Here is an 18,141-nt window from a genome sequence, read left to right as displayed (position 1 = left end):
AAGGTTCCATGAATCCGGATTTGGAAGTGGTCGCGATCGGCAGCGGCGAGTCCTTCAAGGCCTGGGAGCATGGTTATCCCTACCGTACGGTCCGCTGGCACTTCCATCCCGAGTATGAGATCCACCATGTCGTGGCGACGACGGGACAATATTTCGTCGGTGATTTTATCGGTGAATTCGAGCCGGACAACCTTGTGCTTACCGGACCGAACCTGCCGCACAACTGGGTGAGCGACGTGCCGCCGGGCACATGCCTGCCACTGCGCTGCCGGGTGCTTCAATTCACCGAGTCCTTCCTTGCAGATGCAACTCGGATATTTCCGGAGCTCTCGGCCTGTGCCGGCATTTTGGAAATGAGCCGTCGGGGTGCGTTGTTCACATCTGAAACGGCGTCGCTCGTCGGCCCGTTCCTTGGGGAGCTGGTCGACGCCAAGGGAATTCGCCGCATCGAGCTTTTCATGAACGTGCTCGACACGCTGAGTTCTGCGCCGGGCACGCGCACCCTTGCAAGCGCGCTCTATCATCCGGATCCCTCGGGTTTCATGTCGGCCGGGGTGAACCAGGCGCTGGCCTTTATCAATACGCATCTGACCGAACCTTTCAGTGAAAGCGACCTTGCCGGCCTGACCGGGCAAAGCCCAAGCGCGTTCTCCCGCAGCTTCCGTCGGCATACCGGCATGGCGCTTGTCCAATATGTAAACCGGCTGCGGATCAACTTCGCTTGCCATCTGCTGATGAGCGAAACGGCCATGTCGATAACCGACATCTGCTTTGCTGCCGGCTTCAACAACATCTCGAATTTCAATCGCCGGTTTCTGGATCAGAAGGGCATGGCGCCCTCGCGTTTCAGAACATTGCTGGCACAAAATGCAAGAGCGGTGGAGGCCGCCTAAAAAGGGGAGGACCGGGGAGGAGAAAACGAACAACCAGGGCAGGGCGACCGGGCACGCACGTGGCCCGAACGGGATTGCTTGTCCGCAAAACCAGCTGGAGAAGCGCCGGTCAAGAAGGCGCCTCGCACGGCGGGATCGCACAAAGAGTGTCGGGTTCGAGCGAGCTTGAGACTTCATCGAAACAGTTACCATTTGGTACGGAGAAATTCCAATGACCCAATTCGCATGGAAATTGGCAGGCGCAGCAGCGCTCGCCGTCGGTCTTCTCGGCAGCACGTCGGCCTTTGCGCAGTCTGCAAAGGTAACCGATGCAACGGTCGCCTTTCTGATGCCCGACCAAAGCTCCACACGCTATGAGGAGCACGACTATCCGGGCTTTGAAGCGGAAATGAAAAAGCTTTGCGCCGGCTGCAAGGTGATTTACCAAAACGCGAACGGCGACGCTTCGCGCCAGCAGCAACAATTCAACTCGGCGATCTCGCAAGGCGCCAAGGCGATCGTGCTTGATCCGGTCGATTCGACGGCTGCCGCATCACTGGTCAAGATGGCGCAGAGCCAGGGCGTCAAGGTGATCGCCTATGACCGTCCGATTCCCTCTGCCGCGGCAGACTATTACGTCTCCTTCAACAATGAGGAAATTGGCAAGATGATCGCCAAATCGCTGGTCGATCATCTGAAGGCAAAGAACGTCCAAGCTGGCGACGGTGGTCTACTTGCGATCAACGGCTCGCCGACGGATGCTGCCGCAGGCCTCATCAAGAAGGGTATTCATGCCGGTCTTGCCGAGGGCGGCTATCCGATCCTTGCCGAATTCGACACGCCCGAATGGGCTCCGCCGAAGGCGCAGCAGTGGGCGAGCGGACAGATCACCCGATTCGGCAAGAAGATCATCGGCGTCGTGGCCGCCAATGATGGCACAGGTGGCGCTGCCGTTGCAGCCTTCAAGGCTGCCGGCATCGATCCTGTGCCGCCGGTCACCGGCAATGATGCGACGATCGCCGGCCTGCAGCTCATTATCGCAGGCGACCAATACAACACCATCTCCAAGCCAAGCGAGATCGTCGCCGCGGCTGCGGCCAATGTCGCCATGCAGCTGCTGTCGGGCGAAACGCCGAAGGCCGATACCACGCTCTTCGACACGCCGACGCAACTCTTCACGCCGGCCCTCGTTACCGCTGAAAACCTGAAGGCCGAGATCATCGACAAAACAGTCAATGGCAAACCGATCCAGACCCCCGAGGAGCTGTGCACGGATCGTTACGCCGAAGGCTGCAAAAAGCTCGGCATCGGCAGCTGATCGGTCCTCGCAGAAGGTCCTTCGACCGCTCTTGCGAATGGTCGAAGGACCTGAAATTCATGATGAAAGGCTTGCGACAGATGACTGACGCTTCCAACCAAGCAGCCCCGCCCGGGGAAGTGGTGCTCAGCCTAAAGGGTATCTCGAAACATTTCGGTGCCGTCTCGGCGCTCACCGATATCGATCTTGACGTTCACGCAGGCGAAGTCGTGGCGCTCGTTGGCGACAACGGCGCCGGCAAATCGACGCTCGTGAAGATCCTTGCCGGCGTCCACCAGCCGAGTTCGGGCGAGATCGCGTTCCGCGGCAGCAAGGTGACGTTGGCCGACCCGAGTGCGGCCCTCTCCCTGGGTATTGCGACCGTGTTTCAGGACCTTGCACTTTGCGAGAACCTTGATGTCGTTGCCAACATTTTCCTCGGCCGTGAGCTCAGTCCTTTGAGGCTTGACGAGACCGCGATGGAGGTTCGTGCCTGGACGCTGTTGAACGAGCTTTCGGCCCGCATTCCAAGTGTCCGCATTCCGATCGCATCGCTGTCGGGTGGACAACGACAGACGGTGGCGATCGCCCGGTCCCTGCTTCTGGAGCCAAAGCTCATCCTGCTCGACGAGCCGACAGCTGCCCTTGGCGTTGCCCAGACGGCAGAGGTTCTGAACCTGATCGAGCGGGTGCGCGATCGCGGCCTCGGCGTCGTAATGATCAGCCATAACATGGAGGACGTGCGTGCCGTAGCCGACCGCATCGTCGTCTTGAGACTCGGGCGGAACAATGGAGTTTTCTATCCCGATGCGTCCAACCAGGAACTCGTCACCGCCATCACCGGGGCGACTGAGAATGCAGTCTCGCGCCGTGCCAGCCGTCGCCAGGCGCAGCAGGACACGAGGCAGGAGGGCCAAGTATGACCAGCGATGCGAAACAAACAACGCTTCTGGATCGAGGTGATGTTCGCGTCAGCCACGATGCGGGTATTGGCGCGACGATCCGTTCTTCGATCGACAAGGTGCGCTCTGGCGACCTTGGCTCGCTTCCTGTGGTCGTTGGCCTGGTGATCATCTGGACAGTCTTCGGAACCCTCAACCCGACGTTTCTTTCAAGCAACAATCTTGCAAACCTGCTTTTCGACGCATCCACGGTCGGGGTGATTTCGCTTGGAATCGTTTGCGTGCTGATGGTCGGCGAGATCGACCTGTCGGTCGGTTCAATCAGTGGCTTTGCTTCCGCCATGGTCGGCATGCTGTGGGTCAATCAGGGCTGGCCCGTGGCGATTGCAATCATTGCCGCCATCACCGTCGGCGGATTGATCGGCTCGCTGTATGCTCTGCTTTTCAATCGCCTTGGAATGCCCAGTTTCGTTTCGACGCTTGCCGGTCTGCTGGCGGTACTCGGAATGCAGCTCTATCTGCTTGGCGCGACAGGCTCGATCAACCTGCCTTACGGCTCGCCTTTGGTGAACTTCGGGCAACTGCTCGTCATTCCGCGTCCACTGGCATACGTGCTTGCGCTGCTGCCGGGCGTCGTGATGCTGGTTTCAGGCTATCGGGCTGGGCAACGCCGCAGGCAAGCCAATCTCTCGTCGCGCTCGATCGGTGCTCTCGTCGTGCGTGTCGCTTTAATCACGATCCTCCTCGAATTCGTCGTCTTTTATCTCAATCAGGATCGCGGCATCCCGTGGATGTTCGCGCTCTTCGTCGCCCTTGCGATCGTGATGAACTACGCGCTCACGCGGACCCAATGGGGCCGCTCGATGGCGGCCGTCGGCGGCAATCGCGAGGCGGCACGCCGCGCAGGTATCAATGTCCGGCTCATCTACACCAGCGCCTTCGTTCTCTGCGCCATGTTTGCCGCACTTGGCGGCGTGCTCGCGGCGGCGCGTCTTGCATCGGCAAGCCAGCAGGCCGGGACCGGCGACGTCAACCTGAATGCGATCGCAGCAGCCGTCATCGGCGGAACAAGCCTCTTCGGGGGCCGCGGCAGCGCTTACTCGGCACTCCTCGGCATCATCGTCATCCAGTCGATCGCAAGCGGACTGACGATGCTCGATCTGTCTTCGGCGCTTCGCTACATGATCACCGGCGCAGTTCTCGCCATTGCAGTCATCGTCGATTCGCTGGCACGCCGGTCGCGGGTCTCGCACGGCCGCGCCTGATACAACTACGAAAGCAAGGATTGACATGGGACAGGAACTTTCTGGAAAGGTCGCAGCGATTACCGGGGCTGCCTCGGGGATCGGTCTTGAATGCGCCAAATCGTTATTGCGGGAGGGTGCGAGCGTCGCTCTCATCGACAAGGCCGAAGATTCACTGAAAAGCATATGCTCTAAGCTGGGTGCGAGCGCCTTCCCTCTGGCCGCCGATCTGACCGATCCCGCCAGCGTCTCAACGATGATGCCGCAGATTCTCGAGCGTTTCGGAAAGCTCGATATCTTTCACGCCAATGCGGGCTCCTACATCGGCGGGGAGGTCGTGGACGGCGATCCGGATGCCTGGGACCGGATGCTGAACCTGAATATCAATGCAGCCTTCCGATCGGTCCAGTCGGTCTTGCCTCATATGGTGGAGAGAAAGACCGGCGACATCATCATGACCAGCTCGATCGCCGGTCTGGTTCCCGTGGTGTGGGAGCCGATCTATACTGCGTCGAAACACGCCGTGCAGGCCTTCGTCCATACGGTCAGGCGTCAGGTCATAAAGCACGGCATTCGCGTCGGTGCTGTCGCGCCGGGCCCGGTGGTGACGGCCCTGATCAGCGATTGGCCGCAGGAGAAACTCGATGAGACGATTGCCGCAGGAGGATTGATGGAGGCCAGGGAGGTCGCAGACGCGGTGCTCTTCATGCTGACGCGACCACGCAACGTGACGATCCGCGACCTCGTCATTTTGCCGCACAGCACGGACCTTTGACCATGGCGCAGTACTTTATCGGCGTCGATATCGGTACAGGCAGCGCGCGCGCAGGGGTCTTCGACGAAGACGGCATTCTGCTGGCGGCTGCAAAACGACCCATCACGATCTGGTATGAGGCAGGCAGCATTGTCGAGCAATCGAGCGAGCAGATATGGAAAGCGATCTGCGACAGCGTCAAGGAAGCTGTTGCAGCGGCAGCAATTGCGCCTGCAGCTGTTGCCGGTGTGGGTTTTGATGCGACCTGTTCTCTCGTTGCGGTGACCGCCGACGGCGCGCCGGTCGCCGTCGGCCCCTCCGGCGATCCCAACCGCAATATCATCGTCTGGATGGATCACCGTGCCGCCGGTGAAGCTGCGGAAATCAATGCTGGAGATCACAAGGTCCTGCGTTACGTCGGCGGGCGGATCTCTCCGGAAATGGAAACACCCAAGCTTTTGTGGCTGAAGCGCCATCTGCCGGCCTCCTTTGCCACTGCCGGTCATTTTTTCGACCTTGCGGACTATTTGACCTGGCGCGCAACCGGCTCGCTCAGCCGGTCGGTCTGTACAGTGACCTGCAAATGGACCTTTCTTGCCCACGAAGCGCGCTGGGATGACCAGTACTTCAGGGATATCGGCCTTGAAGAGCTGGTGGCGGAGGGATTTGCCAGGATAGGTACGGATATCGTCGATCCTGGCACGGCGCTGGCAAACGGGCTTACGCAAAGCGCCGCCGCCGATCTCGGATTGCCGGTCGCAACGCCTGTCGGAGCGGCGCTGATCGATGCGCATGCCGGCGGTGTCGGCACGCTCGGCGGAGCCCAAACAAGCGGCGGTTCGGATGTCAGAAACAGGCTTGCCTATATCTTTGGCACATCCGCCTGTTCGATGGCCTCAAGCGACAATCCGATCTTCGTCGGTGGCGTCTGGGGACCATATTATTCGGCAATGGTGCCGGGGCTCTGGCTGACGGAAGGCGGGCAGTCTGCGGCAGGAGCTGCCATAGACCATCTGGTGAGCATGCATCCCGCCTCTGTCGAGGCACGCGCGAAGGCGGATGCCGCGGGGCTCACACTCGTTGCCTGGCTCGACAGGCAGGCCACCGAAAAATGTACGGACCTGGGGCGTGCTGTCGAACTTGCGAAGTCCCTTCACGTCGTGCCCGAGTTTCTCGGAAACCGCTCCCCCCATGCCGACCCCGAGGCTCGCGGCGTCGTCTCCGGCATCGGACTTGACAGCGACATTCCCAGTTTGATCTCGCTCTATGTTGCCGGCCTTTGCGGGATCGGTTACGGCCTCAAACAGCTTTTGGAACGGTTGGCTCAGGACGGCATTGAGATTGACCTGATCGTCGCAAGCGGAGGTGCTGCGCAAAGCAATCTCGTGCGCCAGATTCTCGCCGATACGACGAATGTACCCTTGGCAATCGCCGACACCGAGGAGCCTGTACTGCTCGGTGCGGCAATGCTTGCGGCTGTCGCCGGCGGACGTCATCGTTCGCTGCCGGACGCCATGCAGGCGATGTCGCGCCTTTCCAGACTGTTTTATCCCGTCGGTGGCGCAATTGCAGACCTGCACAAACGCAGGTACCAGGCCTTCGGACTGCTGCAATCGGCTGACCGCGATATCCGATCGCTTTTTAAGCCGGGCGAATGACAGCATCAGTTACGAGGCTGATGAAGAGTGATCGAAGCCGACCGCTTGCCAGCTTCCACACTTCGGCGGCGCTTGCCGGTTATTGCCGAGGTGCAGTCTCACGCCCGGTGCGCTATTGGCTTTCGTCAAGAAATATGAGAATTGGGATCACATTTCGTGTTGATGCGCGCTCCGCGTCAATGCCGCCGCTAAGTTTATACCTTTAAAGGCCGAAATGCTCCGTCGCTTCTTTTCCTATTACAGGCCCTATCGCGGCCTCTTCGTGCTGGATTTCGGCTGCGCGATCATCTCGGGCCTGCTCGAGCTCGGCTTTCCGATGGCTGTGAAGCTGTTCGTCGATCGGCTTCTGATCGGCCAGGACTGGCTGCTCATTCTATTGGCATCTGCCGGTCTTCTGGTCGTTTATGCGATCAATACCGGTCTGATGGCGATCGTCACCTATTGGGGGCACATGCTCGGCATCAACATCGAGACAGACATGCGCCGCGCGGCCTTCGACCACCTTCAGAAACTCTCTTTCAGCTATTACGACAATCAAAAGACCGGCCATCTGGTCGGCCGTCTGACGAAGGATCTCGAGGAGATCGGCGAGGTCGCCCATCACGGTCCGGAGGATCTTTTCATTGCGGTGATGACATTTGCAGGCGCGCTCATCTTGATGCTGACTGTCAATTGGCAGCTCGCGGTCATCACCGCCGTCATCGTGCCGTTGACGGCATGGGTGACCAGCCGTTACGGAACCCGGATGACGCGGAATTCGCGGGCGCTTTTCGGGCGCGTCGGCGATTTCAACGCCCGGATCGAAGAGAGCGTCGGCGGCGTCAGGGTCGTGCAGGCCTTCGGCAACGAGGACCATGAAAGGGCCCTCTTTGAAAATGACAACCAAAGCTATCGGAAGACGAAGCTCGAAGCCTACCGCATCATGGCTGCCAGCACCTCGCTGAGTTACATGAGCATGCGGCTGACGCAGATGATCGTGATGGTCGCCGGCAGCTATTTCGTTCTGTCGGGCGAGCTGACGGCTGGTGGGTTCATTGGTTTCCTGCTTCTCGTCGGCGTCTTTTTCCGGCCCGTCGAGAAGATCAACCCGGTTATCGAGACCTACCCGAAGGGCATTGCCGGTTTCCGGCGGTTTACCGAGCTGATCGACACGGAACCCGATATCGAAGATGCGCCCAACGCGATCGAAGTCGATCATCTGAGGGGAAAAATCGCCTATCGCGATGTGTCTTTCGCCTACAGCAGCGGCAAGCCGGCGCTTAAGCACGTCAATCTGACTATCGAGGCAGGCGAGACGGTTGCATTCGTCGGCCCCTCCGGCGCAGGAAAGACGACGATATGCTCGCTGCTGCCACGTTTTTATGAAGTCGGCTGCGGTGCAATCTCGGTGGATGGCATCGACATCCGCCATATCAAACTCGCCTCGCTCAGACGTCAGATCGGCGTCGTGCAGCAGGATGTCTTCCTGTTCGCAGGAACGATTCGCGAAAACATCGCCTATGGAAGGCTGGACGCCGGCGAAGCCGATATCATCGAGGCAGCTGTGCGCGCCAAGCTTGACGAGACGATTGCATCTCTGCCAAACGGGCTGGATACGATGATCGGCGAACGCGGCGTCAAATTGTCGGGCGGCCAGAAACAGCGCCTAGCCATTGCCCGCATGTTCCTGAAGAACCCGCCGATCCTCATCCTCGACGAGGCGACATCGGCGCTCGACACTGAGACCGAACGCCAGATACAACAATCGCTGGCCAAGCTTGCCGAAGGCAGGACCACACTGATCATCGCGCACCGGCTAGCAACAATACGCGATGCGGACCGCATCGTTGTCGTCGACGGCTCACGGGTCGTCGAAGTGGGTTCGCATGCCGAATTGCTAAAGCGGCGCGGCCATTACGCGCGCCTGTATGATGCCCAGCTTGCGATCGATTCTTGACCGCGGGCTTGAGACGGTTGGCGTCTCGACAGTCGTAGCGAAGCGAATTACCTATAAAAAATGACCGATCACAGTGACGAGACAATTGCCGCGCGGATCAGCCGCGTACTTGCCGACCGGATCGTGACAGGACAGCTCGCACCCGGTTCCAAACTCAAGCAGGATCATATCGCCGAAGAGTTCGGCTCCAGCCACGTACCGGTGCGCGAGGCACTTAGGCGGCTGGAGGCGCAGGGGCTTGCCATCAGCGAGCCGAGACGAGGCGTCCGCGTGGCGTCATTCGACCTTGCTGAAGTGCAGGAAGTGGCGCGCATGCGCGCCGCGCTCGAGGTTCTGGCGCTTCGCCATGCTGCTCCCCACCTGACGCCGTCCATCCTCGATCAGGCCGAGCACGCCACCCTCGAAGGCGACCGGGCCGTTGATGTTGCCGGCTGGGAAGCCGCAAACAGGCGATTTCACCGGCTGGTGCTTTCGCCTTGCGGGATGCCGCGCCTGCTGGCCGCTATCGATGATCTGCACGCTGCGAGCGCGCGGTTTCTTTTCGCGACCTGGAACTCGGGCTGGATGACACCCAAGGATCGCGATCATCGAGCGATCCTCGGTTTTCTTCGCGAGGGAGAAACCGAACACGCCGCCACTGTTCTCGAGCGGCACGTTCAATGGATCGGCCGACGGCCGGCGAGAAGCGGCGGCGCTGCTTTCGCCGAACGTTTTGCGATCGTCGGCTGAGCATCGCTGCAATTCTGTCGCTCGCGGAAAATTCATCGCTGCCCTTGCCTTATGCTGCGCTGCATTATTATAGATAAATCGGTAACGATATCTATTGCAGCACGTCTGTAAGGGGAGGATCTGGTTTGATGCAGGCTGAAACGGCTGATTCGCATGGTGCAATCGAGGATTCGGAGCCTTTCTCCACTCGGTATCGCGCCGACGAAGCAGAAATTATCTATAATTTGCCATTCAACGATCTTCTTTATCGCGCCCACAGCATTCATCGCGAAAATTTTGATCCGAACGCCGTCCAGATGAGCCGTCTGCTGTCCATCAAGACCGGCGGCTGCGCCGAGGACTGCGGCTATTGCAGCCAGTCGGCCCATTATCCGACCGGGCTCAAGGCCTCGAAGCTGATGGAGGTAGAGCGTGTCCTTGCCGAAGCGCGCAAGGCAAAGGAGGGCGGCGCCACCCGCTATTGCATGGGCGCGGCATGGCGCAGCCCGAAGGATCGCGATATGGATGCGATCGCAGCCATGGTCAAGGGCGTCAAGGCGCTGGGCATGGAAACCTGCATGACGCTCGGCATGCTGACGCCGGCACAGAGCGCTGCGCTCGCCAAAGCGGGACTTGACTACTACAATCACAATATCGACACCTCAGAGCGCTTCTACGGTCAAATCATAACGTCGCGGACATTTGCCGACCGTTTGGAGACACTGTCGAACGTTCGCGACGCCGGCATCAAGGTCTGTGCCGGAGGCATCCTCGGGATGGGAGAGACGGCCGCCGACCGCATCGCGATGCTGGTGACGCTTGCCAATCTTGCCGTTCCTCCCGAGAGCGTGCCGATCAACATGCTGATCCCGATCCCGGGTTCGAAGCTTGCCGAGGCCGAACCCATCGATCCGATCGAGTTCGTGCGAACGATCGCTCTGGCCCGCATCCTGATGCCGGCCTCGCACCTGCGGCTTTCGGCAGGACGTTCGGATATGAGCGATGAGATGCAGGCCCTCTGTTTTTTCGCAGGTGCCAATTCCATCTTCGTCGGCGATACGCTTTTGACAGCCGACAATCCGGGGGAGGACCATGACAGCGCACTGTTTCGCCGCCTAGGTCTGAAGCCGATGGAGCTGGACGGCGCGGAGGCGGTCCCGTGAGGTTTTCGGGCCTTGCCCGCTATGAGCGGACACTGGCCGGCCTTGAGCGGAAAGGCCGCGCCCGGACGCTGATCGGCCAGAGCGGCATCGATTTTACGTCGAACGACTATCTGGGGCTTGCTCAATCGGAGCGCCTTAGGAACGCGATTGCCGAAGCGATCGAACGCGGGGTTGCGATCGGGGCAGGGGGATCGAGGCTGTTGCGGGGCAATCATGGCGAGCACGCAGCGCTCGAGGAGCAGGCAGCCGCCTATTTCGGTACCGAAAGGGTCGTCTATTTCGGCAGCGGTTACGCTGCCAACGTCGCTGTCTTTTCGACCCTTCCCCAGCGCGGGGACATCATTGTCCACGATGGCCTGATCCATGCAAGCGCGCATGAGGGGATCGCGGCGAGCAAGGCACGGGCGATATCTGTCACCCACAACGATGCTGCCGCCTTCGATGAGGCGATCAGGAGATGGCGCCGGTCAGGTGGAACTGGCAGGGCGTGGATTGCCGTCGAGAGCCTCTATTCCATGGACGGCGATCGCGCACCTCTTGCCCAGCTTGTAAGCGTTGCGAATGCGCATGACGCCTTCCTGGTCGTGGACGAAGCGCATGCAACGGGTGTCTTCGGGCCGGGGGGGCGCGGTTTTTCGGCAGGTCTGGAAGCGCAAGACAACGTGATCGTCCTTCACACCTGCGGCAAGGCGCTCGGTGTTGCCGGAGCGCTGCTTTGTGCAAGCGCTGTCATCTGTGACTACCTCGTCAACCGCGCCCGCGGTTTCATCTATTCGACGGCGCCGTCGCCATTGATGGCGGCTGCTGTTGGCGAATCGTTGCGAATTCTCCAGGACGAGCCGCAACGGCGCGCGGAGCTCGACAAGTTGCGGGCCTTTGCAAACGGCGCGCTTGCGGCTGCGACCGGTGCCAAAGGCAACGGTTCCCAGATCCTGCCGGTGATGATCGGCGACAATGCACGCGCCGTCGCGATTGCTGCGCATATGCGCGACCAAGGCTTCGACATCAGGGCAATCCGCCCGCCGACCGTGCCGGAAAAGACTGCGCGACTGAGAATCGCAATCACGCTGAACGTGGATTGCAGCATGGTTTCCAGCATGTTCGAGCAGCTGGCGGCCGTCCTGACGGAGGAGGAGCGGTCATGACGCAGGCTTGCGTCGTCACCGGGACGGATACCGGCATCGGCAAGACGTGGTTCGCCGCTGCCCTGACGCGGGCGCTCGATGGCTATTACTGGAAGCCTGTGCAGGCGGGCCTTGAGGAAGAGACAGACAGCCAGGCTGTCGCTCGCCTGGGCGGCATTACTGCGGCACGGATCATCCCGGAGGCTTACAGGCTGAAGACGCCCGCATCCCCGCATCTCTCCGCCAGGCTCGATCGCGTGGCAGTCGAGCCCGAGCGATTGATCCTCCCCGAAACCGACCATCCTCTGGTTGTGGAAGGGGCCGGCGGACTTTTGGTCCCGCTGACCGACCGGCTGTTGTTCGTGGATATTTTTGCCCGTTGGCAGATCCCTGTCATTTTGTGCGCGAGGACAACGCTTGGAACGATCAATCACACGCTGCTGTCGCTAGAGGCGCTGAAGCGCCGTGCCGTACCGATCCTCGGCGTGGCTTTCATCGGCGAGGAGAACGACGAAACGCAGCGGGTGATCGTGAAGATCGGAGCCATTCGGTCGCTTGGCTGCCTGCCGTGGCTGTCTGTTCCAACGCCCAAGACATTGCAGAAAGCTTTCGATGGAAACATCGATATCGAGCACATCAAGGCAGCCCTGGCATGAAGAATTCTCGCGTGTGGCATCCCTTCACCCAGCACGCGCTCGAACCGCGCATGAAGCCGATCGTTGAGACGGCTGGCGCCTACCTTATCGATGAGGACGGCAATCATGTGCTTGACGCGATCTCATCCTGGTGGGTGACCACCCACGGCCATCGGCACCCTGCCATCATGAGGGCAATTGCTGCCGCCGCTGGACACTACGACCAGCTCATCTTTTCTGAATACACGCATGCGCCGGCTGAAGAACTGGCTGAAGGCCTGATCGCCGTTGCACCGCCCGGACTGGCCCATGTCTTTTATTCCGACAGCGGATCGACCGCAGTCGAGGTCGCTCTGAAGATGGCGCTCGGTTTTTTCCATAACCAAGGCGAGCGGCGCAATCGCATCGTCGTCATGGAGCATGCCTATCACGGCGATACGATCGGCACGATGTCGACCGGTGAGCGCGGCGTGTTCAATGCTGCCTACGAACCGCTGCTCTTTGCCGTCGACCGGCTGGCTTTCCCAGAGGCGGGCCGCGAGCAGGAAACCCTCGATGCCTTCGAACGCTACTGCCGCTCAGGCCAGGTGGCAGCTCTTCTCATCGAGCCGCTCGTTCTCGGGGCGGGCGGCATGAAGATCTATGCGCCGTCGCTCCTGGCTGGCCTCAAGGAGGTTGCCTTACGTTGCGGGACGCTTTTCATTGCCGATGAAGTGATGACCGGTTGGGGACGCACCGGAACGCTTTTCGGCTGTGAGCAGGCAGCGATCACCCCAGACATCCTCTGTACCTCGAAAGGCCTGACGGGAGGGGCTTTGCCGTTGGCGGCAACGTTGTGCACGGCGGAAATCTTCGAGGCGCACCTCTCCACTGACCGCCGCAGAACCTTTTTTCATTCGAGTTCCTACACCGCCAATCCGATCGCCTGCGCCGCTGCGGTTGCCAATCTCTCCGTCTGGCGCGATGAGCCGGTGCAGGCACGGATTGAGTCTCTGGCGCAAGCGCATCGGGCGCATCTGACCGGTTTTTCGAATGATGTGCGTTTCCGCAATGTTCGACAGATCGGAACCATCGCGGCGCTCGATCTCGAGGTCGCCTCGGGCGGATACTTGGCACAGGTCGGCCCGAGGCTGCGCGCCTTCTTCCGCGAGCGTCACCTGCTCATCCGGCCGCTCGGCAATGTCATCTACCTGATGCCGCCCTATTGCATCACCGCAAAGGAGCTCGGCCGTGCCTATGAAGCGATCGACGAAGCCGCCTTTCATTTCAGGGGTTCGGCATGACTGGGGTGCGGGCTTCGCGCCTGGCGGGCTTCGGGCACAGCGTGCCGGCGCGACGGGTCGAAAACGTCGAGATTGAGCAAGCGCATGGGCTCGAACCTGGCTGGATCGAACGTCGTACAGGGATTCGTGCCAGGCACTGGGCCGAAGAGGGCGACACATTGAGCGGGCTTGCGGCCCGCGCCGGGGTCATGGCCCTTAGCGATGCCGGCATCGAGCGGACCGAAATCGCCCTCACGCTGCTTGCAACCTCGACCCCTGACCATTTGCTGCCGCCGTCGGCACCCCTGCTTGCCCATCGCCTCGGGCTTGCAAATTCCGGAGCAATCGATCTTGCAGGCGCCTGCTCGGGGTTTCTTTACGCGCTGACACTTGCCGACGGCTTTGTTCGAAGCCAAGGAAGACCGGTACTCGTCGTTGCCGCAAACATTCTAAGCCGGCGGATCAACCCGGCCGAGCGCGCAAGCTCGGTTCTGTTTGCCGACGCAGCAGGTGCGGTCGTGCTTTTACCATCGCTCGAGCCCGGCACCGGTCTCCTCGGCGTCGATCTTGCGTCCGATGGAAGCGGCTATGATCTTATCTCGATTGCTGCCGGCGGCAGCAACCGCCCCTTTGGGCCGGGAATGAGGCCCGAGGATTTTCTCATGACGATGCGCGATGGACGCGAGGTGTTTTCGCGTGCCGTCGAGATGATGGCGGCTTCGTCGCTGCGGGCGCTCGATCGCGCGGGCGTGATCACGCCGGATGTCAACCGGTTCGTGCCGCACCAGGCCAATACGCGAATCTTCACCGCCGTCGGCGAGAAGCTGGGCATCCCGGCGGTCAAGACCGTCAGCACAATTGCCGACTACGGCAATTCATCTGCCGCGACGATTGCCCTGTCGCTGTCGATCGCCAAGGAGAAACGGCCGTTTGCATCGGGTGAGGTGGTGCTTCTAGCGGCTGCCGGCGCCGGATTGACCGGTGGTGCCTTGGTTTGGGGATTTTGAGAGGCCGCGGGTCACCGGTTGGCAGGACTGCGGCCGTAAAGCAGCAGCATGGCGATGATGACAGTGCCGTAGATGATCTGCCTTCCTGCCTCCGGCATCTGCATGACCGAGAGGATCGATTGCAGGAGCGTGATTAAGATCACGCCGGCGACCGTGCCGAGATAGGAGCCCCTGCCGCCGAGAATGGACGTTCCACCGAGGACGACGGCGGCGATCGAAGGTAAAAGATAAGCATCGCCCATCGATTGGGCCGCCTTCGACGCATAGCCGGCAAGCAGGGCACCGCCAAAGGCGGAAAGGGCACCGGATGCGATGAAGGCGATCAGGACGATGCGACGGGTGTTGATGCCGGAAAGATAGGCCGCGCTCTCGCGGTTGCCGATGCCGTAGACGGAACGGCCGAATGTCGTGCGCGTGAGCGCAAAGACCGTGCCGGAACCGATGACGGCCCAGATGAGGACGGCATTGGGTATGGCGGGGAGAAGAAACCCGGTTGCCAGATAGCGCATGGCAAATGTAGCCGAATCCTGTGGCGAAAAACCACCGGTATAAAGGACCATCAACCCCTGAGCGACGGCGTTGGTCGCCAGAGTGATGATCATCGATGGAATGCGCAGATAGGCAACGCCGATCCCGTTGGCGAGGCCGATCGCCATGCCACAGACGATTCCGAAGGGAATGGCAAGCACCTCGCCTGCAGGACCATATGCGGCCGCAGCACAAGCCATCATTCCACCAACGGCAATCGACCAGGGAACTGAAAGATCGATCTGGCCGAGGAGGATGACGATCATCATGCCGGTGGCAATGACGCCGAGGAAGGAGGCCACTTTCAACTGCTGCAGGAGATATTGAGGCGACAGAAAACTCGTCGAATAAAAACTGCCGATGATCAGCAAAAGGATGATGCAACCGAAGGCCGTCGCGATCGCCGGATCAAGCCGCCGGGCGATTTTAGGCGAAGAGCTCACCGGCTCTTCTCGCGTTACGTTGCTCATCCGAACCACTCCAGCCGATTGCGGACGCGAAACAATCCGAAGGCTCCGAGGCTGACCGCTACCAGCAGCACCACACCCTGGAACAGAGGCTGCCACAGCGGATCGAAATCGAAGACGAAAAGCAGGTCGCCGATGGTGCGGAAGGCGAGAGCTCCGAATACCGCACCGATCGCGCTGCCCTTGCCGCCAAAAAGGGATACGCCTCCAAGCACGACCGAGGCGATCGAGAAGAGCGTGTAGGCATTGCCGCTCGCAAGGGCTGCCTCGCCCGTGAAAGTGAAGAATGTGAGAAACAGGCCGCCGATCGAGGCAAGAAGGCCGGCCAGCGTATAGGCAGTAAACTTGGCGCGACGGATCGGTAGTCCGGACATATAGGCTGCGGTCTCCGACGAGCCGGATGCATAAGCTGTCCGTCCGATGATCGACCGGCTGAACGGCACCCAAATGACGAGAACGATGGCAGCCAGGGCAATCAGGCTGGCGGGCACAGTGCCGAATATCTTTCCCGTCATGAGATCTGCCAGTTCCTCATTGACCGAGCCGCCGGGAAAGGGCCGCAGCAACAAGGCGATCCCGAAGAAGATGGCGCCCGTCGCGATGGTGGCGACAATCGGCTGCAATCTTCCATAAATGACGATCAGGCCGTTCAATGCTCCGCAGAAAAGACCGGTAGTCAGAACGGCGATCACGCCGAAGGCCGTTTCAACCGCCGTTCCGAGAACGACCCAGGAAGCCAGCGCATTCGTAAGGATGAAGATCATGCCGACCGAGAGGTCGATGCCGGCCGTGATCACGACCAGCGTCTGCGCCATCGCGACAAAAGCAAGCAGAACACCCTTGTTGGCGGCGGTCTGCACGACGTTGGACGTTAAACCGGCCGGATGGTTGGAGACGTAGATGGCAAACATGACGAAGAAAACAGCCGCTGCCATCAGCGTGCCGCGTCGTTCGTGCAAACGGTAACGCCATTCCTTCATGCCGCGCTCTCCGCCTTCTCGCCCTCGACATTGAGCGCGCTTGCGACCAAAGCATGCTGCGTGATGCCGCCATCCCGCAGTTCGCGTACGATGCTGCCCTTATAAAATACGAGAACGCGATCGCAGCAGCCGATCAGTTCATCGTAATCCGTCGAATAAAAAAGGATGGCCGCGCCAGCCTCGGCAAGCCGTCGCAGCAACTGGTAAATTTCCTGTTTGGTGCCGACATCGATGCCGCGTGTGGGGTCGTTGAGCAGCACGATCCGGGGCCGGCGCATCAGCCACTTGGCAATGACGACCTTTTGCTGATTGCCGCCAGAAAGCTCGCTGACCGGAATGTCGAAACCTGCCGTCTTGATCGCCAGCAACTGCACCATCTCGTCGATCAGCTGTCCTTCCTTTTTCCGGTCAATGACGCCTCCCTTGGATACTCGGTCCAGCACCGCGAAGGAGAGATTTTCCCGGACCGTCATCTCCAGCATCAATCCTTCGGTCTTGCGGTCCTCGGGGATCAGAGCCATGCCGATATGCTTTGAACGTGCGACCGCCGGACTGGTGAGCGTGACCGGCTTGCCATCGACAAGGACGGAGCCGGTGGTGCCGCGAAGTACGCCGAAAAGGGCAAGCAGCATTTCGCGCTGTCCTTGACCGTCCAGACCGCCAAGGCCGACCACCTCGCCTCTGCCGACGGCAAGAGAAATGTCGCGCAGGCTGTCCCCCCAGCACAGCTTGCGGCACTCAAGCGGAGGCGGAGCCGTATCGGCTGTCGCTCGCGCCGGTTTCGGCGGGAAGGCGTTGGAATATTCACGGCCGATCATCATTTCGACGATCTCGCTGCCACTGCGCGTTCCGGCCGCAAAGCTCATCACATTGCGGCCATTGCGCAAAACCGTGCATTCATCGGCCAGTTCGGCGATCTCTTGCATGCGGTGTGAAATGTAAAGCAGCGCCAAGCCCTCGGACCGGAGCCGCCTCAGGACGGAAAAAACCTTGGCGACATCAGTCGCCGTAAGCGCCGACGTTCCCTCGTCGAGAATAAGAATGCGCGGCTTCCATGCGAGCGCCTTGGCGATCTCGACCAGTTGCCGACGCGACAGTGACAGATCCTTGACCAGCGCCCGCGGATGGACGTCTTCGGCGCCTGCCCTGGCCAGCATCTCCTCGGCGATCGCGCGCTGTGCCTTGCGATTGATCAGGCCGAAATGGCGCGGCGGCGCAGCGATGCAGATGTTGTCGGCAACGCTCAGGTCGGGAATGAGCGAAAGCTCTTGGAACACGCAAGTGACCCCCGCAGCGCAGGCTTCGGCGGGGGACCTGAAGCTGACCGGGCGTCCGTTCAGCAACATTTGGCCCTCGTCGGGCGCGACGACACCTGCCATGATCTTGATAAGGGTCGATTTTCCGGCGCCGTTCTCGCCGAGAATGGCGTGAATCCGCCCCGGTTTCACGGTGAGTTCGGCATTTTCCAGAGCGTGAACGCCGCCGTAACGCTTCGAAACACCGCTCATCTTGAAGAGGGGCGTTGTCGCCGGGCTTTCTGATGTAATCATAAGGCTCCTCGAAACCGGTCTTACTGGCACGTCGCGGCTACCGCGACGCGCCGC

General features: G+C 60.5%; 16 protein-coding genes. 13 read left to right on the top strand and 3 right to left on the bottom strand.

Annotated features, from left to right (window positions below; genetic code table 11):
* Positions 1–8: 8 nt before the first annotated feature.
* The 13 genes from EV130_RS17460 (at position 9) to EV130_RS17400 (ending at position 14,562) form a co-directional block, all read left to right on the top strand.
* The gene (locus tag EV130_RS17460; protein ID WP_074064318.1) at positions 9–893 is read left to right on the top strand and encodes an AraC family transcriptional regulator; all 885 of its coding nucleotides are present in this window, start codon (positions 9–11) and stop codon (positions 891–893) included.
* A gap of 211 nt (positions 894–1,104) precedes the next feature.
* Positions 1,105–2,190: an ABC transporter substrate-binding protein gene (locus tag EV130_RS17455; RefSeq protein ID WP_132550888.1), complete on the top strand. Its 1,086-nt coding sequence runs from the start codon at positions 1,105–1,107 to the stop codon at positions 2,188–2,190.
* 80 nt (positions 2,191–2,270) lie between these two features.
* Positions 2,271–3,092: an ATP-binding cassette domain-containing protein gene (locus EV130_RS17450; RefSeq protein ID WP_132551005.1), complete on the top strand. Its 822-nt coding sequence runs from the start codon at positions 2,271–2,273 to the stop codon at positions 3,090–3,092.
* Entirely contained in the window at positions 3,089–4,336 is a 1,248-nt protein-coding gene (locus EV130_RS17445) for a sugar ABC transporter permease (RefSeq protein ID WP_132550886.1), read from the top strand. Before EV130_RS17450 ends, EV130_RS17445 begins: the two co-directional genes overlap by 4 nt.
* Positions 4,337–4,361: 25 nt before the next feature.
* Positions 4,362–5,090, top strand: a complete 729-nt coding sequence (locus EV130_RS17440) for an SDR family oxidoreductase (protein ID WP_074064321.1) — start codon at positions 4,362–4,364, stop codon at positions 5,088–5,090.
* Between the two features lie 2 nt (positions 5,091–5,092).
* On the top strand, positions 5,093–6,727 hold the full coding sequence (locus EV130_RS17435) for an FGGY-family carbohydrate kinase (RefSeq protein WP_132550884.1): 1,635 nt from the start codon (positions 5,093–5,095) through the stop codon (positions 6,725–6,727).
* Positions 6,728–6,941: 214 nt separating this feature from the next.
* On the top strand, positions 6,942–8,663 hold the full coding sequence (locus EV130_RS17430; protein ID WP_132660929.1) for an ABC transporter ATP-binding protein: 1,722 nt from the start codon (positions 6,942–6,944) through the stop codon (positions 8,661–8,663).
* Between the two features lie 60 nt (positions 8,664–8,723).
* Positions 8,724–9,392, top strand: coding sequence for a GntR family transcriptional regulator (locus EV130_RS17425; RefSeq protein ID WP_074064324.1), 669 nt, complete (start codon positions 8,724–8,726; stop codon positions 9,390–9,392).
* A 128-nt stretch (positions 9,393–9,520) separates the two neighbouring features.
* Positions 9,521–10,534 (top strand): biotin synthase BioB, encoded by a 1,014-nt coding sequence (gene bioB, locus EV130_RS17420; RefSeq protein WP_074064325.1) that lies wholly within the window; start codon positions 9,521–9,523, stop codon positions 10,532–10,534.
* On the top strand, positions 10,531–11,679 hold the full coding sequence (locus tag EV130_RS17415) for an 8-amino-7-oxononanoate synthase (RefSeq protein ID WP_132550878.1): 1,149 nt from the start codon (positions 10,531–10,533) through the stop codon (positions 11,677–11,679). The genes bioB and EV130_RS17415 overlap by 4 nt, the downstream gene beginning before the upstream one ends.
* A complete protein-coding gene (bioD, locus tag EV130_RS17410) occupies positions 11,676–12,314 on the top strand; it encodes a dethiobiotin synthase (RefSeq protein ID WP_074064327.1) in 639 nt (212 codons plus the stop codon). Before EV130_RS17415 ends, bioD begins: the two co-directional genes overlap by 4 nt.
* Positions 12,311–13,576 (top strand): adenosylmethionine--8-amino-7-oxononanoate transaminase, encoded by a 1,266-nt coding sequence (locus EV130_RS17405; RefSeq protein ID WP_074064328.1) that lies wholly within the window; start codon positions 12,311–12,313, stop codon positions 13,574–13,576. The genes bioD and EV130_RS17405 overlap by 4 nt, the downstream gene beginning before the upstream one ends.
* Positions 13,573–14,562, top strand: coding sequence for a beta-ketoacyl-ACP synthase III (locus EV130_RS17400; RefSeq protein WP_132660926.1), 990 nt, complete (start codon positions 13,573–13,575; stop codon positions 14,560–14,562). Before EV130_RS17405 ends, EV130_RS17400 begins: the two co-directional genes overlap by 4 nt.
* An 11-nt stretch (positions 14,563–14,573) precedes the next feature.
* On the opposite strand, the gene EV130_RS17395 is transcribed toward EV130_RS17400, so the two are convergent.
* Genes EV130_RS17395 through EV130_RS17385 form a run of 3 tightly spaced genes read right to left on the bottom strand, consistent with a single transcriptional unit; the run spans position 14,574 to position 18,087 of the window.
* Positions 14,574–15,560, bottom strand: coding sequence for an ABC transporter permease (locus EV130_RS17395; protein ID WP_132550874.1), 987 nt, complete (start codon positions 15,558–15,560; stop codon positions 14,574–14,576).
* Positions 15,557–16,537, bottom strand: a complete 981-nt coding sequence (locus EV130_RS17390) for an ABC transporter permease (protein WP_074064331.1) — start codon at positions 16,535–16,537, stop codon at positions 15,557–15,559. The genes EV130_RS17395 and EV130_RS17390 overlap by 4 nt, the downstream gene beginning before the upstream one ends.
* Positions 16,534–18,087, bottom strand: coding sequence for a sugar ABC transporter ATP-binding protein (locus EV130_RS17385; protein WP_074064332.1), 1,554 nt, complete (start codon positions 18,085–18,087; stop codon positions 16,534–16,536). Before EV130_RS17385 ends, EV130_RS17390 begins: the two co-directional genes overlap by 4 nt.
* Positions 18,088–18,141 lie beyond the last annotated feature (54 nt).

The sequence above is a fragment of the Rhizobium azibense genome (assembly GCF_004342325.1).
GTDB lineage: Bacteria > Pseudomonadota > Alphaproteobacteria > Rhizobiales > Rhizobiaceae > Rhizobium > Rhizobium etli_B.
This window is presented reverse-complemented; position numbering and strand designations above follow the sequence as displayed.